The organism is Pelagimonas sp., from assembly GCF_058892305.1.
Genome location: NZ_JBZXVN010000023.1, coordinates 18,939 through 44,071 on the forward strand (window position 1 = coordinate 18,939; position 25,133 = coordinate 44,071).

At 56.7% G+C, this 25,133-nt stretch carries 24 protein-coding genes and 1 tRNA gene; 11 read left to right on the top strand and 14 right to left on the bottom strand.

The features are described 5' to 3' along the window. Nucleotides 1-44: 44 nt before the first annotated feature. The gene (locus AC5EFR_RS10510) at nucleotides 45-1,310 is read right to left on the bottom strand and encodes an ABC transporter substrate-binding protein (RefSeq protein WP_493575782.1); all 1,266 of its coding nucleotides are present in this window, start codon (nucleotides 1,308-1,310) and stop codon (nucleotides 45-47) included. Between the two features lie 233 nt (nucleotides 1,311-1,543). Here AC5EFR_RS10510 and AC5EFR_RS10515 point away from each other — a divergent pair, with 233 nt between their 5' ends. Further along, a complete protein-coding gene (locus AC5EFR_RS10515; protein ID WP_493575783.1) occupies nucleotides 1,544-2,557 on the top strand; it encodes a LacI family DNA-binding transcriptional regulator in 1,014 nt (337 codons plus the stop codon). Here the strand turns inward: AC5EFR_RS10515 and AC5EFR_RS10520 are convergent. After that, entirely contained in the window at nucleotides 2,554-3,576 is a 1,023-nt protein-coding gene (locus AC5EFR_RS10520; protein ID WP_493575784.1) for an AraC family transcriptional regulator, read from the bottom strand. The genes AC5EFR_RS10515 and AC5EFR_RS10520 overlap by 4 nt on opposite strands. 116 nt (nucleotides 3,577-3,692) lie before the next feature. Here AC5EFR_RS10520 and AC5EFR_RS10525 point away from each other — a divergent pair, with 116 nt between their 5' ends. After that, complete coding sequence (locus tag AC5EFR_RS10525; RefSeq protein WP_493575785.1) at nucleotides 3,693-5,450, top strand: acyl-CoA dehydrogenase; 1,758 nt, start codon at nucleotides 3,693-3,695, stop codon at nucleotides 5,448-5,450. 19 nt (nucleotides 5,451-5,469) lie between these two features. Continuing rightward, on the top strand, nucleotides 5,470-6,276 hold the full coding sequence (locus AC5EFR_RS10530) for a crotonase/enoyl-CoA hydratase family protein (protein ID WP_299929695.1): 807 nt from the start codon (nucleotides 5,470-5,472) through the stop codon (nucleotides 6,274-6,276). A gap of 16 nt (nucleotides 6,277-6,292) precedes the next feature. Here the strand turns inward: AC5EFR_RS10530 and AC5EFR_RS10535 are convergent, their stop codons facing one another. From AC5EFR_RS10535 to AC5EFR_RS10585, 11 genes are all read right to left on the bottom strand, one after another. Then, complete coding sequence (locus AC5EFR_RS10535; RefSeq protein ID WP_299929692.1) at nucleotides 6,293-7,204, bottom strand: LysR family transcriptional regulator; 912 nt, start codon at nucleotides 7,202-7,204, stop codon at nucleotides 6,293-6,295. A gap of 85 nt (nucleotides 7,205-7,289) precedes the next feature. After that, nucleotides 7,290-8,330 (bottom strand): ABC transporter ATP-binding protein, encoded by a 1,041-nt coding sequence (locus tag AC5EFR_RS10540; protein WP_493575786.1) that lies wholly within the window; start codon nucleotides 8,328-8,330, stop codon nucleotides 7,290-7,292. After that, nucleotides 8,327-9,319 carry an ABC transporter ATP-binding protein gene (locus tag AC5EFR_RS10545; RefSeq protein WP_299929686.1) on the bottom strand — a complete coding sequence of 331 codons (993 nt, stop codon included), beginning with the start codon at nucleotides 9,317-9,319 and terminating at the stop codon, nucleotides 8,327-8,329. The genes AC5EFR_RS10540 and AC5EFR_RS10545 overlap by 4 nt, the downstream gene beginning before the upstream one ends. 5 nt (nucleotides 9,320-9,324) lie before the next feature. After that, nucleotides 9,325-10,269 carry an ABC transporter permease gene (locus AC5EFR_RS10550; RefSeq protein WP_493575787.1) on the bottom strand — a complete coding sequence of 315 codons (945 nt, stop codon included), beginning with the start codon at nucleotides 10,267-10,269 and terminating at the stop codon, nucleotides 9,325-9,327. Then, nucleotides 10,266-11,246 carry an ABC transporter permease gene (locus AC5EFR_RS10555; RefSeq protein WP_493575788.1) on the bottom strand — a complete coding sequence of 327 codons (981 nt, stop codon included), beginning with the start codon at nucleotides 11,244-11,246 and terminating at the stop codon, nucleotides 10,266-10,268. Before AC5EFR_RS10555 ends, AC5EFR_RS10550 begins: the two co-directional genes overlap by 4 nt. Before the next feature lie 158 nt (nucleotides 11,247-11,404). Next, nucleotides 11,405-12,961 carry an ABC transporter substrate-binding protein gene (locus AC5EFR_RS10560; protein ID WP_493575789.1) on the bottom strand — a complete coding sequence of 519 codons (1,557 nt, stop codon included), beginning with the start codon at nucleotides 12,959-12,961 and terminating at the stop codon, nucleotides 11,405-11,407. A 1,109-nt stretch (nucleotides 12,962-14,070) separates the two neighbouring features. Further along, nucleotides 14,071-14,532, bottom strand: coding sequence for a preQ(1) synthase (gene queF, locus AC5EFR_RS10565; protein WP_493575790.1), 462 nt, complete (start codon nucleotides 14,530-14,532; stop codon nucleotides 14,071-14,073). Between the two features lie 19 nt (nucleotides 14,533-14,551). Next, nucleotides 14,552-15,262: a 7-carboxy-7-deazaguanine synthase QueE gene (gene queE / locus AC5EFR_RS10570; protein ID WP_493575791.1), complete on the bottom strand. Its 711-nt coding sequence runs from the start codon at nucleotides 15,260-15,262 to the stop codon at nucleotides 14,552-14,554. After that, a complete protein-coding gene (queD, locus tag AC5EFR_RS10575) occupies nucleotides 15,259-15,612 on the bottom strand; it encodes a 6-carboxytetrahydropterin synthase QueD (RefSeq protein WP_493575792.1) in 354 nt (117 codons plus the stop codon). Before queD ends, queE begins: the two co-directional genes overlap by 4 nt. Next, nucleotides 15,612-16,313 (bottom strand): 7-cyano-7-deazaguanine synthase QueC, encoded by a 702-nt coding sequence (queC, locus tag AC5EFR_RS10580; protein ID WP_493575793.1) that lies wholly within the window; start codon nucleotides 16,311-16,313, stop codon nucleotides 15,612-15,614. Before queC ends, queD begins: the two co-directional genes overlap by 1 nt. A 986-nt stretch (nucleotides 16,314-17,299) precedes the next feature. Then, nucleotides 17,300-17,375, bottom strand: a tRNA-Lys gene (locus AC5EFR_RS10585). Between the two features lie 180 nt (nucleotides 17,376-17,555). Between AC5EFR_RS10585 and dapF the strand changes: the two genes are divergently transcribed. The 5 genes from dapF to AC5EFR_RS10610 all read left to right on the top strand — a co-directional run bounded on the left by dapF (nucleotide 17,556) and on the right by AC5EFR_RS10610 (nucleotide 21,804). Beyond that, nucleotides 17,556-18,356, top strand: coding sequence for a diaminopimelate epimerase (gene dapF / locus AC5EFR_RS10590; RefSeq protein WP_493575794.1), 801 nt, complete (start codon nucleotides 17,556-17,558; stop codon nucleotides 18,354-18,356). 11 nt (nucleotides 18,357-18,367) lie between these two features. Then, nucleotides 18,368-19,621, top strand: a complete 1,254-nt coding sequence (mtaB, locus tag AC5EFR_RS10595) for a tRNA (N(6)-L-threonylcarbamoyladenosine(37)-C(2))-methylthiotransferase MtaB (protein WP_493575814.1) — start codon at nucleotides 18,368-18,370, stop codon at nucleotides 19,619-19,621. 39 nt (nucleotides 19,622-19,660) lie between these two features. Continuing rightward, the gene (locus AC5EFR_RS10600) at nucleotides 19,661-20,353 is read left to right on the top strand and encodes a CDP-alcohol phosphatidyltransferase family protein (RefSeq protein ID WP_493575795.1); all 693 of its coding nucleotides are present in this window, start codon (nucleotides 19,661-19,663) and stop codon (nucleotides 20,351-20,353) included. Between the two features lie 25 nt (nucleotides 20,354-20,378). Then, nucleotides 20,379-20,819, top strand: coding sequence for a ribose 5-phosphate isomerase B (gene rpiB, locus AC5EFR_RS10605; protein WP_493575796.1), 441 nt, complete (start codon nucleotides 20,379-20,381; stop codon nucleotides 20,817-20,819). A 79-nt stretch (nucleotides 20,820-20,898) separates the two neighbouring features. Beyond that, on the top strand, nucleotides 20,899-21,804 hold the full coding sequence (locus tag AC5EFR_RS10610; protein WP_493575797.1) for an EamA family transporter: 906 nt from the start codon (nucleotides 20,899-20,901) through the stop codon (nucleotides 21,802-21,804). Between the two features lie 65 nt (nucleotides 21,805-21,869). Here AC5EFR_RS10610 and AC5EFR_RS10615 read toward each other — a convergent pair whose 3' ends face one another. Continuing rightward, nucleotides 21,870-22,115 (bottom strand): accessory factor UbiK family protein, encoded by a 246-nt coding sequence (locus AC5EFR_RS10615; protein WP_493575798.1) that lies wholly within the window; start codon nucleotides 22,113-22,115, stop codon nucleotides 21,870-21,872. A gap of 196 nt (nucleotides 22,116-22,311) precedes the next feature. On the opposite strand from AC5EFR_RS10615, the gene lgt reads away from it, so the two are divergent. The 3 genes from lgt to pgeF are packed head-to-tail and all read left to right on the top strand — an operon-like array spanning nucleotide 22,312 to nucleotide 25,009. Then, the gene (gene lgt, locus AC5EFR_RS10620; RefSeq protein ID WP_493575799.1) at nucleotides 22,312-23,199 is read left to right on the top strand and encodes a prolipoprotein diacylglyceryl transferase; all 888 of its coding nucleotides are present in this window, start codon (nucleotides 22,312-22,314) and stop codon (nucleotides 23,197-23,199) included. Further along, complete coding sequence (locus AC5EFR_RS10625; protein WP_493575800.1) at nucleotides 23,196-24,260, top strand: class I SAM-dependent methyltransferase; 1,065 nt, start codon at nucleotides 23,196-23,198, stop codon at nucleotides 24,258-24,260. Before lgt ends, AC5EFR_RS10625 begins: the two co-directional genes overlap by 4 nt. Beyond that, a complete protein-coding gene (pgeF, locus tag AC5EFR_RS10630) occupies nucleotides 24,257-25,009 on the top strand; it encodes a peptidoglycan editing factor PgeF (RefSeq protein WP_493575801.1) in 753 nt (250 codons plus the stop codon). Before AC5EFR_RS10625 ends, pgeF begins: the two co-directional genes overlap by 4 nt. Nucleotides 25,010-25,133 lie beyond the last annotated feature (124 nt).

Consider the following 25,133-nt stretch of genomic DNA (forward strand, 5'->3'; position numbering starts at 1 on the left):
GATGGGGTGTCCGGGCCCACAAGTGACCCGGACTATGCGCGGGCTTATTCGACCGGGCAAGCACCTTCGGAGGGTGCATCCGGGGCCCAGCAGGGCGCGCCGGTTTCATTCATGATCGCCTCAAGCGCAGCTTTCTGGTCGTCAAGAACCATACGGATGTCTTGGTTGGCCAGAACGATCCGCTCAAACGTGTCGACAAAGACGCGGTTAAAGTCTCCCCCCTTGGCACCAAGGCCAGCAGGCAAAAGACCGGGGTTGGCATCAGCCGAACCGCTCATCTTGGCAACGGCCCCACCGGCGGCCTGAACAGCAGGCGGCAGATCACCGGGAAGCTCTACATCAACAACCGGGAAGAAGTTGGTGGCGCGCAGAGTCGCCAGCTGAGTTTCAGGCTTGAGCATATGCGCCACCAGAGCCTTGGCCGCGTCCATATCAGGTGCGGTTTTCGGGATACCAACACCGGCGATCACAGGCATGAAACCACGACCGGTTGGACCAGCAGGTGCCGGGAAGGCGACGAAATCATCGGGACGTTCGTTAAACGCCTGTGCCAGACGCGAGGTGTGATCAAAGGCAATCCAAACGTCTTCGTTCAACAACTGTTCCTGAAGGAAGCTGAAGTTGGTCGAGGCTGGGTTGGTATGCGCCCAAAGCTTCTTGAAATCTTCCCATGCTGTAACCGCCGCATCCGAGGCAAAGGTACGCACCACACCGTCGGTGTAGGATGGGTACAGGTAACCTTGGAAGAAGCGGTGCTTAAGCCCCTTGGGTCCCGCAGGGAAACCAAACTTGGCCTCACCGGTTGCCTCATGGACATTGGCGGCCCATGCGATCAGTTGCTCATAGGTCAACGCATCAATGTCTGCGCCCTCTGGCAGATGCTCTAGCGCCTTTTTATTGGCCGCCATGATATAGCTCGCCTGCATCCAAGGGATGTATTGCGCACTATCGGTGCCCAATTTGGCCAATTCGTTAAAAGTGTCAGAGGCCGACATCACGCCAATATCGCTCAAATCAACCAGATCGTCGGCGTTCATCGCCGAGAAATCACCGTGTAGCGCCCCCAGAACACCAATTGTTCCGGTTCCGGCCTGCAATTCCGCCTGCAGACGGGTCAGCCAAGGGCCGCCGTCGTTTGGCTGGTAGTCAACTTTGTCCTGAAAATTGCCGAGAACCTGTTCGCGCATCGCCTGCGCTTCTTCAACTGGTTTGGCTTGTGTCGACCAAAACAGAACATCCGCCTGCGCGGCACCTGTTGTCATGGTAACGGCCAAGGCGGCTGCCCCGGCAAATTTGTATCCGAACGTCATGTCATCCTCCCGAGATGCACTTCATCAATGCGGACTCACTTCCCCCGGCGTAACCGCCGGGCCTCCGAAACTGAGTCTCTGCATCAAGTTTGGTATAACGTTATACCATCTGTCAATTCCCTTTTTTCGCCTCCACAGGAGCATGCGCTAACATTTCGGTTGATATCTGCCTATAAAATCGCCAATTCTTGTCGCTATTGGTAAAACGCTGCACCACGAAAGCCCGCTCACGCATGTCGCAAAAACCCAAACTCTCAACCGTTGCACGCGAAGCTGGGGTGTCGACCGCGACCGCCAGCCAAGTGATGCGCGGGGCCGGGCGAATATCGGACGCGACGCGTAAAAAGGTGCTCGAGGCGGCGCATAAGCTACACTATGTACCCGACGGCCGGGCGGCCTCGATGCGATCAGGCGTCAATCGTGAGATCGGATTTGTCATCCACCAAATCGCCAACCCGTTTAACGCCGAAGTCATCAGCGGCGTCAGCGATCTCTTGGAATCCGAAGGGTTTTTGGTCTCGGTTCTTGATAGCCGTGACGACACCGAACGCCAACGCCGCAACATTCAGGCCTTTATTCGCAATGCACGCGGCGGCCTACTTTGGGTTCCTGCGGATGACACCGATGATAGCACCTATGACCTCTTGCGCACTCACGGCATTCCAACCGTAACCTTCCTGCGCCACCTGCCCTCGGAACCCTTTGACCATGTGGGCATTCGCGACGCCGACGCGACCCAAACCGCAACTACGCATTTGGCTGATCTTGGCCACCACCATATTGCCTTTCTGGGCGGCAAATCCCGGTCCTTCGTGCGTACTGAACGGATCGCAGGCTATACCCGCGTGATGCAAGACCGCGGCTTGGGCGACCCAATCGTCTGGGACACCGATGATGACAAGCTGGCTGGAATGGAGGCGATGGTGGCCCTGCGCGACGCCTATCCAGAGGTCACGGCCTTGGTCTGCAACGGCGACATGGTGGCGATTGGGGCGTCTTTGGCGCTGCAATCCATGGGCTTACAGCCAGGCAAGGACATCTCAATTGTCGGCTTCGATGACGTCCAAGACGCGGCCGTCGCCATTCCGCCGCTCACCACCATGGCCGTTTCCCCCTATCAACTTGGCCGCAAACTCGCGCAAATCATGCTCGACCGGCTAGAGGCCCCCGATATGCCGCCAACCGTGACACAAGTTGCCGCCACCCTTGTCGTGCGTGACACAACGGGTGCGCCAAACCGGCGCTAGGTACAGATGTCATCACGGTATTGGCGCGGGGTTTGCCCGGTCCATCCACGAAACGCCCGGTAAAAGCTTGCCGGCGTGGCAAACCCGGTGTCCTGAGAAATCGCCTCTATTGGTTTGCCCGTCGCCAAATCGCGCAAGGCCATGTCCCGCCGCACCCCGTCCTTGATGGCCTGAAACGACGTCCCTTCGGATTTCAAACGCCGGATCAAGGTGCGCGGTGTGACATGCAAATGCCGCGCCGCGCCCTCAAGATCACAGTCCATGCGCGAAGATAGAACAAGCAGCTCTCGAATGCGCAAAGGTAAAGCGTGTTCACGAGAATTCGTGAAAATCCAATCTCGCGGGGCACGTCGGAGAAAGCTGGTCATATCGGCTTCGCTCCGCGATACGGGCAAATCCCCCAGCGCTTTGTCAAAACCGATCCAAGACGTGGCTTCGCCAAACACAATCGGACCGGGGAACAAAATCGGATAATCCTGAGCAAAACCCGGCCTGGGAAAGGTGAACCCAACCCCGGTCAAGGGCAGCTCGCGAAGCGCCAACCAAGACGCGACCCCATGCGCCAATTTCAACATAAGCATATGCCCGAACCGGGACGGGTTTGCGCCAGCAATCGGACGGATATGCAAGATCAGCGAGCTGTCGGTTTCCGACAGGCTCAAGTGGTGATCATCCAACACGAGGTTCCAAAAGGTCGAAAACCGGTACAAAGCCGCGGCAAGCGATGACGCCCCAAGCACAGAAGCGCATAGGTGTTTGAGTGCTCCGGGGCGAATAATGCGGCTCCAAAGCCCCATCATCTCATCTCCTGTTTCAGACACAACAATCTGATAAAGCTTTACAATTTGATCATGCGTCACCCGTCCACGTCCGTCGATTCTCTCCTGTCGCAAGCCACTTCGATACAGCATGTCGTCGACCTGATCCGGTGGGCACATGCGTTGAAGCGACTCGATCCAATCTTGGACAAAGGCGCGTGAAACGGTGGGCAAAACCGGAGGGGAGGCGGGTAAAGGCATGATGGCAGTTTCTCTGAAAATGTCACTTTTTGCAAATATTGTGTCCACAACGGAGATAGCTCGCCCTTCTGCGCGGCGCTACACCCCCTTCAACCCAATTATTGACGGAGCCCGCCATGACCTTCCGCGCACCGGTGCAGGACATCACTTTTAACATCGAACATCTGAGCGGATGGCCCGAGCTGACCACCCTACCCGCCTATGCGGATTTCGAACTCGATGACGTGCAGGCGGTTTTGGAAGAATTTGGCCGCTTTTGCAGCGAAGAGATCGCCCCGCTCAACGCCCCTGGCGATGAAGTCGGATCAAACTATGCCAATGGCACGGTTGTGCTGCCCGATGGCTTTGCCGAGGCCTATGGCAAATGTGTCGAGATGGGTTGGCCCGGTTTGCCACATCCGGCGGAACATGGTGGTCAGGGTCTTCCTCGCGTTGTGGGGGCGGCCGCAACCGAGATCCTGAACGCCGCCAATATGAGCTTTGCCCTCTGCCAATTGCTTACCGATGGCGCGGTCGAGGCCTTGCTAACTGCCGGATCAGATCAGCAAAAAGCCACCTATCTGGACAAGCTGATCACCGGGCAATGGACCGGGACGATGAACCTTACCGAGCCTCAGGCCGGAAGCGACCTTGCCCTGCTGCGCACCCGTGCCGAACCACAAGACAACGGCAGCTACGCCATCACCGGCACTAAGATTTTCATCACCTACGGCGAACACGACATGGCCGAAAACACCGTGCATTTGGTGTTGGCCCGCCTGCCTGATGCGCCCAAGGGTGTCAAAGGTATCAGCCTGTTCTTGGTGCCCAAGTTCATGGTCGATCAAGGCGGTGCTTTGGGTGATCGCAACGCCGTGCGCTGTGTCAGTGTCGAACACAAGCTTGGCATCAAAGCCAGCCCAACGGCGGTTTTGGAATTCGAAGGGGCCACCGGGTTCTTGATCGGCAAGGAACACGCCGGGCTGGAATATATGTTCACGATGATGAACGCCGCGCGGTTTGCCGTGGGCGTTCAGGGCATCGCCATTTCCGAACGCGCCTATCAACAAGCGCTTGCCTATGCCCAAGACCGGGTGCAAAGCCGTCCGGTTGATGGCTCTTCGCGTGAGGCGGTGCCAATCATCAACCACCCCGATGTTCGCCGTTTGTTAATGCGGATGAAGGCCTTGACCGAAGGCACCCGCGCCATGGCCTGCGCGGCCGCCGCGTGGCAGGATTTGGGCCATCACACCGACGACAAAACCTTGTCTGACCTGTCCGAATTTCTGACCCCGCTTGTCAAAGGCTATAGCACCGAGATGGGTGTCGAAGTGGCGTCATGCGGTGTGCAAGTGCATGGCGGAATGGGGTTTATCGAGGAAACCGGAGCAGCCCAGCATTACCGAGACGCCCGCATTTTGCCGATCTACGAAGGTACCACCGCCATTCAGGCCAATGACCTTGTGGGGCGCAAAACCCTGCGCGATGGTGGTGTGACGGCGATGCGTCTAGCGGCGATGATTGGCGAGACCGAAGCCTTGCTCGCGGCGGGGTCCAACGAGGCCTGCGCCGTGGCCAAACGTCTGGCCGAATCTCGTAGCGATTTCGAAGACGTCGTGGCCTATATGCTCGACACCGCCAAAACGGACCCAAATGCCGCCTTTGGGGCCGGTGTGCCCTATCTGATGTTGGCGGGGAACTTGGTTGCCGGTTGGCAGCTTGGTCGCGCCCTTTTGGCGGCTGAAACGGCCAAAGACCAGGGCGGCGATCCCGCGTTTCTATCCGCCAAAATCACCACAGCTCGGTTCTATGCCGATCACATCCTTGTAGACACCCAATCCCAACGCACCCGCATCCTTGAGGGGGCTGACGCCCTTCTCTCGGCGGTATTTTGATCCCTGAAAGGACACGGATATGCCCGTTACTCTAGACCAGAGCAATTTCAAAAACCTCGACTTTGATGCACAGGATGATGGCGTCTGGGTTGTCACCATGAACCGTGCACACAAGCGCAATGCCCTCGACCTTGATACCATCGAGGAACTGGTTGATTTCTTTTCCGCCGCGCCGCGCGCCGGGGTCAAGGCCGTGGTTTTGGCCGGGTCTGGCGATCATTTCTGTGCCGGTCTAGACCTGATCGAACATCACGATGCCGATCGCAGCCCCGCCGATTTCATGCATGTCTGCCTGCGCTGGCACGAGGCCTTTAACAAGATGGAATATGGCGGGGTTCCGGTGATCGCCGCCTGTCAGGGGGCCGTTGTTGGCGGTGGTCTTGAGCTGGCCAGCTCGGCCCATATTCGGGTGATGAACGAAACCACCTATTTCGCTTTGCCCGAGGGACAGCGCGGCTTGTTCACCGGTGGCGGCGCGACAATTCGGGTAGCCGATCTTGTTGGCAAGGACCGAATGATCGACATGATGCTCACCGGCCGCGTTTATCATGGCCAAGAGGCGATGGACCTGCACCTTGCGCAATATATGGTCGAAGGTTCTGTGATGGACAAAGCGCTCGAAATCGCGCGCCGTGCCGCTGAAAACCTGCCGTTGACCAATTTCGCCATCTGCTCAGCCATTAGCCACATGCAAAACATGTCGCCACTTGATGCGGCCTACGCGGAATCCGTGGTGGCGGGTGTGGTCAATACCCAAGCTCCGGCGCGCGAACGCCTTGCCGCATTCGCCGATAAATCCGCGGCTCGGGTCCGCAAAGACGCGTAACGCCTTTGGCGCCGCTTCAAGCAGAGGCGGCGCTTATCTGATCCCATAGCTTTTTGAGCGACGGTTTGGTGTTTTCCACGCTGCGATACAGACGCACTTCGAGTTGCTCGACATAAGTATCGTCGCCGATAATCTGCAGCCGACCGTCCTCAAGCTCCTCCCGGCACAATTGGCGCGGAAGCCAGCCCATGCCGAACCCTTCCAAGATCATCGCCTTGACCGAAATCGCCAGTACATTGCGGTTCATCACAAGGATTTTTGGCCCATCCAAATGTTTGCGCAACAGCGCATCAACAACCGTGCGCAGCGCCGATGCCGTTCCATAAGACAGCAATGGAACAGGCTTGTTTTGACCTTTGCCCATGTGAAAGGCCGGGCCGTCATTGTCCGCCTTGGCAACAGGAATGAAGTCATCGCGGGTCAGGGTGACGTAATCACATTGGCTGGCCTCAAGCGGGGCCAAAAAATCCATGGTTGGATGCCAGTAGGTCAGGATCACATCACAATACCCTTGCTGAAGCGCGGACACGAATTGATCTGCCGCCCAAGAGGTTGAATTCAAATCAATATCAAGCCCACCCTCTTCGACCAGAGGGGCAATGTGGGTTTTGTAATGCGTCATATAGAGCGACTGGGACGTCGCAAATCGGATGACGTTTTCGCCCGCCGCATCAATGATCTGACAGCGCTCAATCGTTTCTTCATAGGTGCGCAACATCACCCGCGCTTGGCTCAAAAATACCTCGCCCGCCGGGGTTAACGACAAAGGAAGAGTTTGGCGATTGATCAGTTTGACGCCAACCGTATCCTCAAGCGCGCGAATGCGCCGTGAAAAGGCCGGCTGAGAGACATTGCGCTCTTCGGCAGCGCGCGAGAAATTCTTCTGCGCGACCAAAGCCTCAAAGTCTCTGAGCCAAATGATGTCCAAATGTCGGTACCCGTGTTGCCAGATCTAAATATGGGCCATGTAGCCCGTGAACAAAGCCAGTGTCTTGATCGACGTCAGATGGGACTTAGCCCGTTAGCCGCCCTTCTTCCACTGCGTGGCACGCTACCATCGCGCCATCAGGTTGTGCCAAGGGCCGCGGTTTTTCCGACAGACACCGATTGTCCGCCGAGGCACAGCGCGACGCAAAGGGACAGCCGGTCGGAAGGTTGATCGGCGTCGGGATTTCCCCCTTGAGCCGGATATGGTTGGGCTTGTCGTCTTTGAGCTGGGGAACCGCCGACAAAAGCGCCTTGGTGTAGGGGTGTTTGGGGTTGTTAAACAACGTCGCCGTATCGGACAGTTCACAAACCGATCCGAGATACAAAACCACCACCCGCGTGCCGAAATGTTGCACCACCGAAAGGTCATGGGTGATGAACAGGTAGGTCAACCCACGCTCATCCTTGGCCTCTAGCATCAGGTTCAAAACCTGTGCTTGGATTGACACATCCAGCGCCGAAATCGGCTCATCGGCGATGATAAACTCAGGGTCCACGGTTAGGGCGCGGGCAATGGCGATCCGCTGACGCTGACCACCTGAAAACTCGTGCGGATAGCGCGACGCCCATGTTGGATCGACCCCAACCGATTGCATGACGTCTGCCACCTTGGCCCGCACATCGCTGCGCGACATACCGGGATTGTGATAGCGCACCGGCTCTTCGAGAGCTTGCTGGATCGTCATACGCGGGTTCAAGGACGCATAAGGATTTTGGAAAATCATCTGCATCTTTTTACGCATGCTCATCAACTCGCGGCGCGACTTGTTGTCGATCCGGGTGCCATCATAGTGGATTTCACCGCCAGATGGATCAAGCAACCCGGCAACCAAACGCGCCACCGTTGACTTCCCGCAACCCGATTCCCCAACAACGCAAAGCGCTTCACCCCGTTTCACCTCAAGCGAGACGTTGTTAACGGCGTGAACGGCGCGCTCTTCGGTGGTGAACTTGCCGTTTTTGAACCTCAGTTTCTCAAGGAACCCCTTGTCCAGCTCAAAGCGTTTTTCCAGATTCTTCAGTTCAAGGATGGTGTCCTGAGCGGTCTCGTTCACGATGTCCTTCATGCGCTTTGATCCTCAAGCACGGTGTTGTGCAACCGGTTCACCTCATGGCAGGCGACCTCGACATTGGCATAAGAAACGGTTTCGGGCCGGGTGCGACGACAATTGTCGATCGCGTATTGGCACCGCGGCGCAAAGGGGCAGCCATCCGGAATGGCCGTCAGACCGGGCATATTGCCGGGGATCTGTTTCAACCGCTGACCGGGCAATGTTTGCTGGGGCAGCGCGTTGATCAACCCTTGGGTATAGGGGTGCTGTGGGTCGTTGATAATCTCACGGGTTTTACCCGCCTCGATGATCCGACCGGCATACATCACCAATGTGCGTTCGGTCATTTGGCTAACCACACCCAGATCGTGGGTGATTAGGATCAGACCGACCATATTCGACGTACAAAGTTCGAGCAGAAGCTCCATAATGTCGGCCTGAATGGTCACATCCAAGGCCGTCGTCGGTTCGTCCGCGATGATCAGTTCCGGCTCAAGCAACAGTGCCATGGCGATAACGATCCGCTGGCGCATCCCACCCGAAAGCTCATGCGGGTATTGCCCAAGGCGGTCTTCTGGCGAGGGGATGTAAACCTCGCGCAGTTTCATGATCGAAATCTGCTCGGCGTCGGCTTTGGACAGCTTACGGTGCGCCTGAAGCGTCTCAACCATCTGTTGGCCGATGGTCAGAACCGGGTTCAGCGTGACCATCGGGTCTTGAAAAATCATCGCCATGCGGTTGCCGCGAATGGGGCGCATCTCTTTGTCGGACAGGCCGGCAATCTCGCGTCCTTCGAAATTGATCGACCCGCTATCAATAAATCCGGGGCGGCTTAGTAGGTTCATCAAGGCAAACCCGGTGATGGATTTACCCGCACCCGATTCCCCAACGATACCAAGACGTTCGCCTTTGCCAAGGTCAAAGCTGATCTGATCAAGGGCGGTAACCGTCTGATCGCGCATCGCGAATTTAACGGTCAGGTCACGTACGGAAAGCAAAGACATGCCGCTTATCCTTTGTACAGTTTCGGGTTCAGGACGTCGCGCATCCAATCGCCCAAAAGGTTGATCACCAGCACCAGAACCACCAGCACCACACCGGGAATGGCGGTGATCCACCAGCTCCCGGAAAAGATATAGTCAAAGCCCGATGAAATCAGCGAGCCAAGCGATGGTTGGCTTGGCGGCATGCCAAGACCAAGGAAGCTAAGCGAGGCCTCGGAAATGATCGCGTTGGCGACCTGAACGGTCGAGATCACAAAGATTGGCGAGAGCGAGTTGGGCAGGATGTGCCGCACCATGATGCGAAGCGGGCCAAAGCCCAAAACGCGGGCGCTATCGACATATTCTTTTTTCTTCTCGGCCAAAACCGTGGCCCGCACGGTGCGCGCATATTGCGGCCACTCGGCGACGCCGATGACGGCAATCAAAAAGAACACGGCGTATTGGTTGAAGGTTTCCGAGCCAAACATCGCCTGCGTCACCGCGAGGAAGATAATTGCCACCATCAAGGTGGAAAACGACAACTGAATATCCGCCAGACGCATCAAAAGGCTATCGAGGCGGCCACCGATGTAACCGGCAATCAGGCCGATCGAGATGCCCAAGAACGCCTGCAAGCCAACGGCACATAGGCCAATGAGCAACGACAAACGGGTTCCATAAAGGATCGTCGACCAAAGATCGCGTCCTTGATCATCGGTGCCCAAAATGAACTCGGGCTCAGACCCATCGACCCAGACAGGGGGGTATTCGCTATTCATGATGTCGATCTGTGCCGGATCATAGGGATCAAACGGCGCGATCACCGGGGCCAACAAGGACATAATCGCAATGGCGAGAAAGATCGCCAGTGAGACAACAGCCACCGGATTGCGGCGAAAGCTATAGGCCATGTTGGAGTTCCAGATGCGCTCAAGGCGGCTGGGTTCGGGGTTGGTTGCAACAGTGCTCATGCGCCCATCCTCGCCAAGTTTACGGTTGGATTCACAAGGCCATAGATCAGATCGACGATGGTGTTTGTGACAACAAAGATAAAGCCGACCACAATCAGGTAGGCCACGATCAACGGGGTATCGACGCGGTTCACCGCCTCAAGGAACATGAAGCCCATGCCCGGCCACTGAAACACGGTTTCGGTCAGAATAGTGTAAGCGACCATCGTCCCAATCTGTACGCCCCCCACGGTAATCACCGGCAACAACGTGTTTTTCAGCGCGTGCACGAAATAGATACGGCCGGGGTGAATACCCTTGGCCTTGGCGTATTTGACATATTCGGATTGCAAGACTTCCATCATCTCGGCGCGGATCAGACGCACAAAGAGCGGCAACATGATCGAGGCAAGCGCAATGGACGGCAATAGGATATGCGCCCAGCCATCCACATTGGCAAAGTTCGTATCCCAATATCCAAACACATGCACAACGTCGCCGCGCCCATAGCTTGGCAGCCAGTGCAGTTCGACCGAGAACACATAGATCATCAGGATCGCAGTTAGGAACACCGGGATCGAGATGCCGACAATCGACGCGCCCATGATGATTTTCGATGGGATGCTATTGGGTTTGATGGCGGTGTAGACGCCAAGCGGAACAGACAGGCCAACAATGATCAGCGTCGCGCCCAACACCAGCTCAAGCGTGGCGGGCAGCTTTTTCATGATCACGTCAAGCGCGGGTTCCTTAAAGAAATAGGACGTGCCCAAATCACCCTGAACGGCATTGCCAAGAAACCGGACATACTGGGTTAAAAAACTGTCGTTCAGCCCCAGCTCATCGCGCAACTGTTGGCGGGTTTCTTCGGAAACCGACTGACCGACCAGCTCGCGCAGCGGGTCGCCAAGGTTGTCCTGAATGGCAAAGCCAATAAACGAGATGGCGAGCATCACCGCGATGGCTTGGAATAGTCGTTTGACGAGGTAGGCGAGCATACCACCACCTTTGCTATGGTTCACTGTTAGCTGAGCACAGGAGATCAATAGCGCAAAAACCGCGCGGCGTGATCAGGTAAAAATGAACGAGGTTTCGACCAATGAGAGCCGGGAGGAAAAAGCCGGGGCGGGAAAGGGCCCGCCCCGACAAAGGAGCCTTACTCGACGACGAGGTCACCAAAGTAAGGGAAGTTCAGCGCGTTAACGATTTCGCCTGCTTTGACGTTGGATTTCGCTCCCCACGCCAGGTTCTGCCAATGCAGCGGGATAAACGCCGCTTCTTCGTACAAAATACCTTCGAGCTTTTGCAGCATCTCGGCACGTTTGGCTGCGTCGGTCTCGGAGTTCGAGTCCATCATCAGCTTGTCGGCTTCGGCGTTGCAATAGGCGCCGGAGTTGTACTGACCGATACCGGTTGCCTCATCGGGGCAAGCCGACAGGAACTGGTGGAAGTTAGCGGAATCTTCGGTATCCGCGTGCCAGCCGATCATCATCATGTCCGCAGCGCGTTCATCAAACTTGGGCCAGTACTGGGCCTTTGGCATGGTCTGAAGGTCAACTTTGATATTGATCTTGGAGAGCATGGACGCAACAGCCTGAGCGATCTTGTCGTCGTTCACATAGCGGTTGTTTGGCGCCATCATTGTGATCGAAAACCCATCGGCATAACCGGCTTCGGCCATCAATGCCTTGGCTTTTTCCACGTCGAAACGTGGTGTCAGAGCTTCGTCATAGCCAAGGTAGCCAGCAGGCGACGCCTGAGCACCAACAGTGCCAAAGCCACGCATGATTTTCTTAACGATTGCGTCGTTGTTGACGGCAAAATCAATCGCCTGACGGACGCGGGCATCTTTGAACGCTTCGACACGGTTCTGGTTCATCTGGAATGTGATGATCCGGGTGCCGGGCATGGTGATCAGGTCAACACCGTCTGCACCATCAACGCGCTTTAGGTCGGTTGGCGGTACGGGCGCGATGAAATCAACATCACCAGACAAAAGCGCCGCGACGCGGGTCGGGTCTTCTTTGATCGGGGTCAGAACGATCTTGTCAACGTTGCCGGGGCTTGCCGCATCCCAATAACCGTCGAAACGATCGAACACGACTTTGACGCCCTGCTCACGCTCTGAAACCACAAATGGGCCGGTGCCGGACACATTGCGCGAGGCAAAGCTATCGCCGTGCTTGACCAGCTCGGCTTTGTCTTTGCCGTCATCTGTCTGGCCGGTGTAAAACGCGCTGTCCATCGGGAAGATGTAGGTCGCGGTGTGGAGAACCAGCGGGTACGGCTCGGATGTTTTGAGGTCGAATGTCATGTCATCGACAACTTCAACATCGGTGAAAAGCGCAAAGATACCCTTGAAGTCGGGGCTTTCTTTCAGGCGATCAAACGTCCAATCGACGTCCTTCGCGGTAAGCGCGTTGCCGGAATGGAACGTCACGCCGCTGCGCAGCTTAAAGCGCGTGGTCGTCGCGTCGATCTGCTCCCAGCTTTCGGCCAGACGGGCTTCGAACTGCAGGTTTTGGGTCCAGCGCACCAGCGGGTCAAACACCATGTGCGACAGCTGCAATGTGCCACCGGACAGTTGCTCATGCGGGTCCAGCGATACCGGATCCGCGTCATACGCCACCTTAACGGTTGTTTCTGCATTGGCCGCGAAACCGCACATAACGGTCATCACACCAGCCGCAGCAATGCGGATGAATTGATTCATTAGTCTCTCCCTCCGTGTCAGAGGCCGCAACTGGCCCCGTCAAACGATGGCGAGAGTCCTACGTTAGTCGCAGGGCGATAAACCAATGCTTATTTTGAATTGCCTATGCGCGAGGCGAACCTACACCACGCAACACCCTGAATTCAATATAAACTTCCCACACACCCTCCTTGAATTTTGAACTCAGGCGGCGACGATCTGTTTTGACTTCCTCCTCACCACCCGTCACCGCGGACGATCCAGACCTCTTTCCGGCCAGACCGCTCTAGGGGCAAGTTGATGTGTTTGGAATGTAAGTTCACACGCAAGATTCCCCGCAAAGCCGGGCACGAAGCTATGACTTGCAATGGTAGGTTTCTGCCTCGTTGTACCAATAGCTGTGACGCATGATCCCAATGATTGATTGTACCAGAATTGGGTCCAGTGGCACGGCAGGCATAGGCTCGTCGGAAGGCCCACCTGTTCCAGAAGGTGCCCTTTTCGGACCCAGATGCACGTTACATTTGCGGCCGCACGGGAGATGTCCCTCGCGGGAACAGAAAACATAACCAGCCCTGTTGCAGAAGAAAACGGTATGCCGATGGTCGTTCTTTATTCGATCACGCGTTGGACCGGCTTGCCGCTTGACAGAACGGCGGAATCGAAGTGTCGGCACCCACTTTACGTATGTCGACCACTCAATCGCTCAGGGCCGCCAAGGTCTGCGACGCGCCTGGTTCCCCCCCCTGTCATACTGGCCCCCTTGCCTGTGGCGAGTGTCGAGGATGCGTGAGACTACAAATGCCGAAATGACAGCGCCCTTCACTTCTTTGCGCATTCAGACGAGGCCGAGTCGTGTTGTGAGCAATTCTGCTTCGTTGCTGTGGTGTGATAGCGGCGCGCTAGCCTCAGCACTCAGATTCGCGGCCGCTGAAACGGGTCTCACTAAGGTCATTCTTGGTAGAGGTGACACCAATATTACGAGACCAGCCTACAAGACCAGCCGGGCTTAATATCCCGTATCTGGACTGCGGAGCCGTACACATCGGAACCTGTCGCAATCCATCAAGTCACAACGACGGGCGGTGAGAGGAAAACACCACCCGCGGTGAAATCAGTTTCGATACTGCTTATCCTCTGCCGCGATAGGGCGGGACACCTTGGTCGGGGATCCACACGCCTTCGGGCATTGCACCGGTTTGCCAAAAGACGTCGATTGGAATGCCTCCCCGCGGATACCAATACCCGCCAATCCGCAGCCATTGCGGGTTCAGAAAATCAACCAAACGGCGCGCGATAGAAATGGTGCAGTCTTCATGGAAAGCGCCGTGATTGCGAAAGGACCCAAGGAACAGCTTGAGCGACTTGGATTCGACTAAAAACTCACCCGGAACATAATCCAGCACCAAATGGGCAAAATCAGGTTGGCCTGTCATGGGACAAAGTGACGTGAACTCGGGGGCAGTGAACCGCACGCAATAGGCCACGTCAGCTTGCGGATTTGACACGCGCTCAAGCACTGCATCTTCGGGCGATGTTGGAAGGTCGGTTTGGCCGCCCAGCTGTTTCAGATCACTGTAAATCGTTTCCATCTCTGTCTCCTTGAGCGGGTCAAACCCCGCGCTTGTTTCCCCAAAGCAAGACGTGCAATTGCGGCAAAATTCGTGGCGCAAACCAGCTATCTTGCATCGTTTTATCGACAAGCCACAGCACCTTGTCCGCCAAAACCTGCGGATCAATCGCGACATCAGGGTCGACTTCTAGATTGCCGGGTTGCAGGAACAATGGCAGGTCCGGATATTTGCCGGCCGCCTGTTGTGCCCACACATAATCGACCTCATCGAAGATCACGATCTTCATGACGGTGCTGCCCGCGCCCTTGGCCGCTTGCAAACACCTATCAAAGGCGTCCCAGTCAACCTCTTCTCCGCTTGACGGTGGTTTGGGGCTAAGAACCAGCGTGTCGAGATCAGCAAACCAAGGTTTGGAAATCGACCCTTGGGTTTCGCAGGCGAAGCGGTATCCGGCTGCTTGACCAAGCGAGATCAGCTGCGTGAAATCTTGGATCGCGGGATTGCCGCCCGACAACGACACGGTCAGCGGTTTGCCTTTGGATAGGCGGTGTACTTCGGCCCAAACGGCGTCGACCTCCATTGCCTGCCACGTATGACGGAAGGCTGTATCAACGGCGTGTAAGCTGTCACACCACGAACAACGGTAATCGCAGCCGCCTGTCCGCACAAAAACGGTTGGCTCCCCAATCAACGCGCCCTCGCCTTGGATCGTTGGGCCGAAGATTTCTGCGACGCGAATTTGGCTCATGGACGGTACTCGGCCCATGTCTTGGGCGTCTCGCTTACTTTCACTGCGGTTGTTTCCGGCCAAATGGCCGCACACCAATCATAGAAATGGCGTGCCATGTTTTCTCCTGTCGACGGCACATCCATCACGTCATTTAGATGGCGATGGTCAAAGGTACCGTCGATATAGGCTTTGAGCTCTTTCAGCTCTCCATAGTCACGCACAAACCCGTCGCTATTGAGCGTTTCTGACGCCAATTCGACAACGACTATGTAGTTGTGCCCATGAAGACGCGCGCATTGATGATCATCGGGCAAGTGCAGCAGTTGATGCGACGCGGAAAAGTGGAACTCTTTCGTAATTCGATACATCAATCACACACCTCCTGCGCGACAGCCGCGACCCAGAAATCAGGGTCTGCATAGGTCGTCGGGTCTGTGACCTTGGCAAGATGGAAGGCCTCGCGCCGTTCCACGCAGGTGCCGCAACGTCCGCAATGGGTGTCGCCGCCTTTGTAACAGGACCAAGTCTCGGCGAAGGGCGTTTTGTGGCGCGCGCCCTCAATCACGATGTCAGCCTTAGACCGATGCACGAAGGGCGTATAAAGCGACACATCCGCATAGCCATCAAGGGCCGCTTTTTGCATGGTTTCAAAGGCTTCGGTAAAGGCAGGACGGCAATCGGGATAGATAAAGTGATCCCCCCCATGCACTGCGGTTGCCACCGCATGATCGTCATTCGCAGCAGCAATGCCAAAGGCCACAGTCAGCATGATCGCGTTACGGTTTGGCACGACGGTGACGCGCATACTTTCTTCGGCATAATGCCCGTCAGGCACATCAATATCGTCCGTCAAAGCAGAGCCGGTCAGCGCAGCACCAATCCCGCGCAGATTTATAATGTCATGTGGGACATCAAGCCGCTTTGCGCACATCGCGGCATAGTCAAGTTCCTTGCGGTGGCGTTGGCCATAGTCGAAGGACACAAGGCGACTCAGTTCTCGTTCTTGCGCAACCATATGCGCAAGTGACACAGAATCGAGGCCGCCGGAGCAGATAACAATCGTTTTCATTTTGTAACCCTTGTTTTGATATCCGGGTAGGCTGCGACCGGAATGCTGTCGTGTAGATTGAATTTAGGGTGGAGCCAAGTGGCGATCGTCAACCAACTGCAAAACCCAACAAGCCAGAGAGTGGTGTTTCAAATAAGCGAGAACATCTCTTGGGCGAATGTGTGAATCAGACCCTAGGATAGGGTCCTGCATACCAAGGGAGCTATTGAGTTCATTTCAAGACAACTGATCTGCATGGCACTTCGTGGATGCTGGTATTGATTTAGCGCTGCGCTCGGTCTCTGAGACCATCGCCAGTGACATTCCTAACGCCTTCACCATGCCCATTTGCGAAGACCGCCCATTAAAAACGGCTAGGCGTGGGCGCTTGGTTGATCATTGCGTGTCTTCGCAAGGCATCGACCAATCCTAGGGCTGCAAAGGGGGCACCACCACCATTTGGAATGGTTTCTTGCGATGCCGCCACTGATGCTAAACTGTTTTCTTTCGCATGGTTTTACTCCTCGATCCCGGCCTTACATGCCCCCGCAGGAGTGAGGACGACAATCAACGACGTTTGCCCCGTGACTTGCCGCACCCGGTTCCGGATCGGAGCGGCACTCGGCCAGCACCCATGTCGAGCCCGGATGAGAGCCGAAGGACTACGCCGTCACAAGGCCTCCGGCACAATAGAAAATAATGCTGTTAGTGATATTCTACTCTTTGCAACACAGAAGACAGCACCGTCCGCAAAAGGTGCAAAATTTCGAAACCATCAAACAAGTGTTCCCGGCCTATCTGATGTCGGTGTGGGGTAAAACTAACAACTTACAAGACCCTCATGGCAAAACCGATCGTCAGCTACCGTAAATTTGGCCACAAGATTCGTGACCTCTGCGCTCATCCAACTCATGGAAATTGTTCACGTATTCGCAATGCTAACGCATACAAGCTACCGGCTTGTCGAAAAAGACAAGTTCAGGTGTATTTCATCAATAAGGACGAAGTGGTGAGCCGTGCAGGATTCGAACCTGCGGCCAACTGATTAAAAGTCAGTTGCTCTACCAACTGAGCTAACGGCCCACTCTGTTGTGTGGCGGGTTCTAGAAACAAGGTGGGTTAGGGTCAACCCCGAAACCTCACCTTTTTGAACGTTTTTCGTTTTTCTTTCGAAACGCGGATGTGGCGTTGCTTTCTTTTAGCTGATCTTGCGCCTATATGGCCCTTATGACCCAAGAGAATCCCCATACCAGCTTGCCTTTCATGAAGATGCACGGCCTCGGCAACGACTTTGTCGTGATCGATTCCCGAAAACGCACGCATGAGTTGTCGCCCAAGCTTGTGACCGCCATTGGCGACCGCCATCGCGGTGTGGGATTCGATCAGCTGGCTGAAATCACCCTGCGGGATGGTGTTCCGCATCTGACATTTTACAATTCTGATGGCTCGACCTCGGCGGCTTGTGGCAATGCGACCCGCTGTATTGCCCGCTACTTGATGGACGAAACGGGCGCGCGTGACCTGACCCTGACGACCGATCGTGGCACCTTGCCGACGCGGGATGCGGGCAATGGGCTGGTGTCTGTGAACATGGGCCATCCGCAACTTCGCTGGGATGACGTCCCCCTAGCGCAGGAAATGGACACGCTCGAACTCCCGATTGATGGCGCGCCAAGTGCCACCGGAATGGGCAATCCGCATTGCACCTTTTTCGTCGATGATGCCGACACGGTTGATCTCGAAACACGCGGTGCGGAAATCGAACATCACCCGCTCTACCCTCAACGGACCAACGTGCAATTCGCAAGTGTGATTGGCGAAAATCACCTGCGTATGCGGGTTTGGGAACGCGGCGTTGGCCCGACATTGGCCTCCGGGTCGTCGTCCTGTGCCACTGCTGTGGCGGCGGCACGGCGCGGTCTGACCGGTCGTTCGGTCAAGATCGACCTTGATGGCGGCACGCTTCAGATCGATTGGAAAGACGACGGCGTTTGGATGACCGGCGGCACCGCCTATGTGTTTGACGGTGTCTTCACCGCTGCATGGCTTGAGGCAAACCAATGAGCATCCCAAACATCAAGCCGCCCAAATTCACCACGCTTGGCTGCCGTCTCAACGCCTATGAAACCGAGGCGATGAAAGATTTGGCCGCCAAGGCCGGCGTCGACAACGCCGTGGTGATCAACACCTGCGCCGTCACCCAAGAGGCCGTCCGCAAAGCCCGGCAAGAAATTCGCCGCCTGCGTCGCGAAAACCCGGATGCCAAGCTGATTGTCACCGGCTGTGCCGCCCAGATTGACCCCGATAGCTTTGCCGCGATGGACGAAGTCGACACCGTCATCGGCAACACCGAAAAGATGTCACCCGAGACGTGGAACGGTCTCGGCCCGAATTTTATCGGCGACACCGAAAGCGTTCAGGTCAACGACATCATGTCAGTCACCGAAACCGCCGGTCATTTGATCGACGGCTTTGGCACTCGCTCGCGCGCCTATGTTCAGGTCCAGAATGGCTGTGATCACCGCTGTACGTTTTGCATTATCCCCTATGGCCGTGGCAACTCCCGCTCGGTCCCGGCGGGTGTTGTGGTTGATCAAATCAAGCGCCTTGTTCAGCAGGGCTATAACGAAGTTGTGCTCACCGGTGTTGATCTCACATCCTGGGGCGCGGACCTTCCGGGGGAGCCGCGCCTTGGCGATCTTGTCATGCGCATCCTACGCCTCACCGACGTGCCGCGCCTACGGATTAGTTCGATTGATTCCATCGAAGCCGATGACAACCTGATGCTCGCCATCGCGTCCGAGCCTCGTTTGATGCCGCATCTGCATCTGTCGCTTCAGCATGGCGATGATCTGATTCTGAAACGGATGAAACGCCGCCATCTGCGCGACGATGCCATCAAATTCTGCGAAGACGCCCGCAAACTGCGCCCCGAGATCACCTTTGGGGCCGACATCATCGCCGGTTTCCCAACCGAGACCGAGGCGCATTTCGACAATTCGGTGAAACTGGTCACCGATTGTGATCTGACATGGCTGCATGTGTTCCCCTATTCGGTGCGCGAAGGCACCCCCGCCGCCAAGATCCCCAACAAGGTCAATGGCAAGGTGATCAAAGAGCGCGCCGCCCGGCTGCGCGCCGCCGGTGATGTTCAAGTGCAACGCCACCTCAAGGCCCAGATCGGTGCCCAGCATAGCGTTTTGATGGAATCACCAACCATGGGCCGGACCGAGCAATTCACCGAAGTGACCTTTGAAACCGAACACCCGGTCGGGCAAATCATCGGCGCAAAAATCACCGGCGCGCGTGGCACTCAGCTAAGCGCCTGAGTATTTGCGCATTGATGCAAATTGGTTCATGACAGGCCCATGACTATTCAGACCCGCGCCCTGCTTGTTCATCTCTTTACCGCCACCGGTGCGGTTTTTGCCATGCTTGCCATGTTGGCAGCTGCACGCGAAGAATGGTCGCTTATGTTTCTCTGGCTGGTTGTGGCCTTTGCCGTTGACGGCATCGACGGCCCGCTGGCACGTAAATATGATGTCAAAACCAACGCACCGCGGTTTGACGGTGTGTTGCTTGACCTGATCATCGACTACCTGACCTATGTGTTCATCCCGGCCTTTGCGTTGTTTCAATCCGGGCTGTTACCGGGTTGGACCGGCTGGTTTGCGATCATCGTAATCACCTTTGCCAGCGCCATGTATTTCTGCGACAGCCGGATGAAGACCTCGGACAATTCGTTCCAAGGGTTCCCGGGCTGTTGGAACATGCTTGTCATTGTGCTTTTTGCCCTGACACCGGACTTCTGGACCATTCTGGCGCTGGTCACAGTTCTCGCCGTTGCTATGTTCCTGCCGTTGAAATTCATCCACCCGGTGCGCACGGAACGGTGGCGCAATATCTCTTTGCCAATGGCCTTGGCTTGGACGTTCTTTGCCGGATGGGCCGCTTGGGTTGATTTCCATCCCCAAAGCTGGGCGCATTGGGGCCTCAACATCACGTCCATCTATCTGCTCTTTGCTGGCATCGCCCAGCAACTCATACCCGAGAAACCCTGACTTCCCTCCAAAACGGACCTTTGTCATGACCGCCAACAAACGCATCGCCCTTTCTAGCGACCACGCCGCCATCGACCTGCGCCAAACCATCGCCGCCCATATCAAAGCGGCGGGCTGGGAACCGGTCGACATCGGCCCAACCAGCACCGAAAGCACCCATTACCCCAAACATGGCAAGGCAGCGGCGGAACTGGTGGCATCGGGCGATTGCGCGCTTGGCATCATCCTGTGCGGCACTGGCCAGGGCATCATGATGGCCGCCAACAAGGTCCCCGGCATCCGCTGTGGTGTCTGCTCCGACACGTTTTCCGCCGGCATGATCCGCGCCCATAACAACGCCAACATCCTATCCATCGGTGCCCGCGTGGTTGGCGAGGGCCTCGCGCTTGACATCGTTGACGCCTATCTCAACACCGAATTCGAAGGCGGCCGTCACGCCACCCGCGTGGATATGATCGAGGCGTGATCGCCAAACCCGTCTACCGGCCCGTCTACCGGCCTAACCACCGGAACCTACGGGCCCAACCGTCGGACAACGCCGCCTGATGGACCTTTGGATAACAATCACGATCGCAGCGGCATTCTTGCAAAACCTGCGATCGACCCTCCAAAAACACCTCAAAGGGGTCATGGGCACAACCGGGGCAACCTTTGTCCGGTTCGGCTTTGGTCTTCCTTTTGCGGCTCTCTATTGGTCCATCCTCATATGGGGTTTTGGGTTCAAGCCCCCGGACCTCTCGGCAAAATTTGCGCTGTGGGTGATCATCGGGGCCTTGGCCCAAATCGCCGCCACCTTCTTATTGGTTCACCTGTTCTCGCTGCGTAATTTTGCCGTTGGCAACGCCTATTCGCGCACCGAACCGATGCAAACCGCCATCTTCGCCTTTGTTTTGTTTGGAACCGAATTCTCGGCCGGGGCGATCATCGCCATTTGTATCGCCGTCATGGGCGTCATGCTAATCTCTGTTGCTCAAACCAAGATCACACCGCGCAACTTGCTGCTGTCGGTCACAAGCCCAACCGCACTGATCGGGATTGGTGCTGGCACGCTCTTTGGCCTCGCCGCCATCGGCTTTCAAACGGCTGCGCGAAGCGTCGGCTCTGACGTCTTTGTTGTTCAGGCCGCGACCACGCTTTTGGTCGGAATTTCCTTCCAGACCGCTGTGATGCTTCTGTATATGCTGCTCAAAGACCCCGGCGAACTTGTCAAAATTAGACGCGCATGGAAACCGGCCTTCGCGGTGGGTTTTGTCGGGGCCACGGCCACCTTTGGCTGGTTCGCGGCCTTCACCCTGCAACAAGCCGCGCTTGTCAAAGTGGTGGCTCAGATTGAAATGCTGTTTAGCTTTGGGTCTAGCATCTTTGTGTTCAAAGAAATCCCAAACCGCACCGAAACAATCGGCTGCCTGTTCATTGTCGCAAGCATCATCTGCCTGCTGCTATGGGCCTGAAGGCGCCCCCCTAGCGGGATGGTGGGTGGGGTGATGTCCAAAGGACGAACGTCACCCTCCATTCCTTACTTAGACGCGTTCTCCAACGCATCCAGCCGCGCCTTTAGCGCTTCATTTTCTTCGCGGGCCTTTTGCGCCATGGCGCGTACGGCATCGAACTCTTCACGCGTGACAAAATCACGATCCGCCAACCAACGGTCCATCATCGAACTCATGGCGTTTTCGGCTTCGGTTTTCGCCCCCTGCGCCACGCCCATGGCGTTGGTCATCAGTTGGCCAATATCTTCAAATACCTTGTTGCGGCTTTGCATAGGTCACTCCGGCATTACGTTTTGAACGTTCCGCAAAACACACCCTGAATCAATCCCCCTTTGGCGCACTGAAATCTCGTATTTCTGGCCGCGGCAAGTGATTCACGTTTTTCCGACAACGCTTTGCACCTATATGGGGCTCAATACCCCGGTTCACAAGCTTGACTTCCCCCCAAATCCAGAGGCAACAGGACGCATGTTGGCAGCAATCCCCTTCCCGCCCCTTTCGCCCGAACTGTTCGCAATCGACATTTTCGGCTTTCATCTCGCCCTGCGCTGGTACGCCCTCGCCTATATCGCTGGCATCCTGTTGGGCTGGCGCTTTTCGGTGATGACGGTCAACCGCGCCGCCCTTTGGCGCGACGATCAGCCCCCCATGACCCGCGACCAGATCGAAGACCTGCTGACTTGGATCATCCTCGGCGTGATTATTGGCGGGCGGTTTGGTTATGTGCTGTTTTACCAACCCGGTTACTACCTCGCCAACCCCTCAGAAATCCCCATCATCTGGCAGGGTGGCATGTCCTTTCATGGCGGTTTCCTTGGCACCGTGATCGGGGCATGGATCTTTTGTGCCCGTCACAACATTCCCAAACTGCCTACCGCTGATATGCTTGCCTTGGCCGCCCCGGCGGGCTTGTTCTTTGGCCGGATCGCCAACTTCATCAACGCCGAACTCTGGGGGCGTCAAACCGACGTTCCTTGGGGGGTCATCTTTCCCGGTGATCACGCACAAAACTGTGGCCAGCCTCTCGGCGAATTCTGCGCCCGCCACCCGTCCCAGCTTTACGAAGCCGGCCTCGAAGGTCTCGCCCTTGGCCTCATCATATTCGTCTTGATCCGACGCGGCGCACTCAAAAAACCCGGTCTCATCGCGGGCACTTTCTTTGCCGGTTATGGGGCCGCGCGCTTCTTTGTCGAATTTTTCCGTCAGCCCGATGCGCAATTCCAATCGCCCGGAAATCCGCTTGGCCTCGCGTGGCACATCAACGGCTATGGCTTGACCATGGGCCAAATCCTGACGCTGCCGATGATCGCGGTTGGCATCTGGTTCATTCTCCGCGCCAAACGGGCCGCCAAATGACCACGCTGCATGACATCCTCATCCGTCAGATCGCCACCACCGGGCCGATCACGCTTGCGGACTATATGACACAATGCCTGCTCCATCCCGAGCACGGCTATTACACCACCCGCGATCCACTTGGTTCGGCGGGGGATTTCACCACCGCCCCCGAGATCAGCCAGATGTTTGGCGAACTCATCGGGTTATGCCTTGCCCAGACCTGGCTTGACCAAGGCGCGCCCGGCGCCTTTACCCTTGCTGAAATCGGCCCCGGTCGCGGCACGCTTATGGCCGACATCCTACGCGCCACCCGCGCCGTGCCCGGTTTTCACGCCGCCGCCGACCTTCATTTGATCGAGGCCTCACCAACGCTACGCAAAGCACAGGCCGACCGCCTAACCGACCACGCCCCGACATGGCACGACAGCATCACCACCCTCCCCGAGGCCCCGCTCCTCCTTGTTGCCAACGAATTCTTTGACGCCCTGCCGATCCGCCAATTCACCCGCGATGACAAGGGATGGCGCGAAACCATGGTGGCCGTCCAAGACACCACTTTAATTGCGGGCCTTTCCGACCCGGCCCCAATCGAAATGCTCGACCACCGCCTAGCGGACACCGAAACGGGGCAGATCGTCGAAACCTGCGCCCCCGCCGCGCCTATCACCGCCGAGATCGCCCGGCGCATTGATGCCTATGGTGGGGCCGCGCTGATCTTTGACTATGGTGATTGGCGTTCGCGCGGCGACACCTTCCAAGCCCTGCAAAACCATCACCCCGTTGATCCCTTTGCCACCCCCGGTGCCGCCGATCTCACCGCACATGTTGATTTTGAGGCGCTGGCCCTTGCGGCCACTGGCGTCACCCATAGCGCCATCACGACACAAGGAGTCTTTCTCGAACGGCTTGGTATCACGGCACGGGCGCAAACCCTTGCCGCGTCTCTCACCGGTGCGGCGCTTGAATCGCATATTCAGGCACATCGCCGGTTGACGCACCCCCAAGAAATGGGTTCGTTGTTCAAGACACTGGCGCTCGTTCCGACGGGTGCCCCGCTGCCACCGGGATATGATCAATGACTTTGGAAATCATCACCTCTGATGCTTTGACCCCGTTTCGTCACGGGTTCTTTACCCGCAAGGGCGGTGCTTCTTCTGGTGTGTTTGGCGGGCTGAACTGTGGTTCCGGCTCGACCGATCAGGCCGAAATCGTTGCCATCAACCGCGCCCGCGTTGCCGACGCGATGGACGTCGACGCCCTCGCCTCCGTTCATCAGGTGCATTCCCCCGACGTGATCACCGTCACCGAAACCGCCCAACCAAATGACAAACCCAAGGCCGACGCTCTCGTCACCGCGACCCCCGGCGTGGCCCTGTCGATTCTCACCGCCGACTGTCAGCCGGTTTTGTTTGCCGATGCCGAGGCCGAGGTTATTGGTGCCGCCCATGCCGGGTGGAAAGGCGCAATGGGCGGGGTTCTGGAAACAACCATCGACGCGATGATCGCCCTAGGCGCCACGCGCGAAAACATCTCGGCCGTGATTGGCCCCTCGATCAGTCAACGCGCCTATGAGGTCGGCCCGGAATTCCTAGATAGCTTTCTAAACGAAGACCCAGAGAACAGCCGTTTCTTTGCGGATGGTCAGGGCGACAAAGCCCAATTCGACCTGCCGTCCTATGGCTTGCACAAATTGCGCAACGCCGGGGTCAACGCCGAATGGACCCGGCATTGCACCTATTCCGATCCCGACCGGTTCTTTTCCTATCGCCGTGCCACCCATGCCGGTGATGCGGACTATGGCCGCCTCATTTCGGTGATCCGTATCTGATTGGAAACAATCACCGCGTTGTCGCGGTATTATCCCACCTTAGTCACATGTCTGCCCCAATTCAGGGTCAAAACAATTTTAACAAAGGCGCAAACGCCCCCCCTGATAAGACCCGAGCAGACAC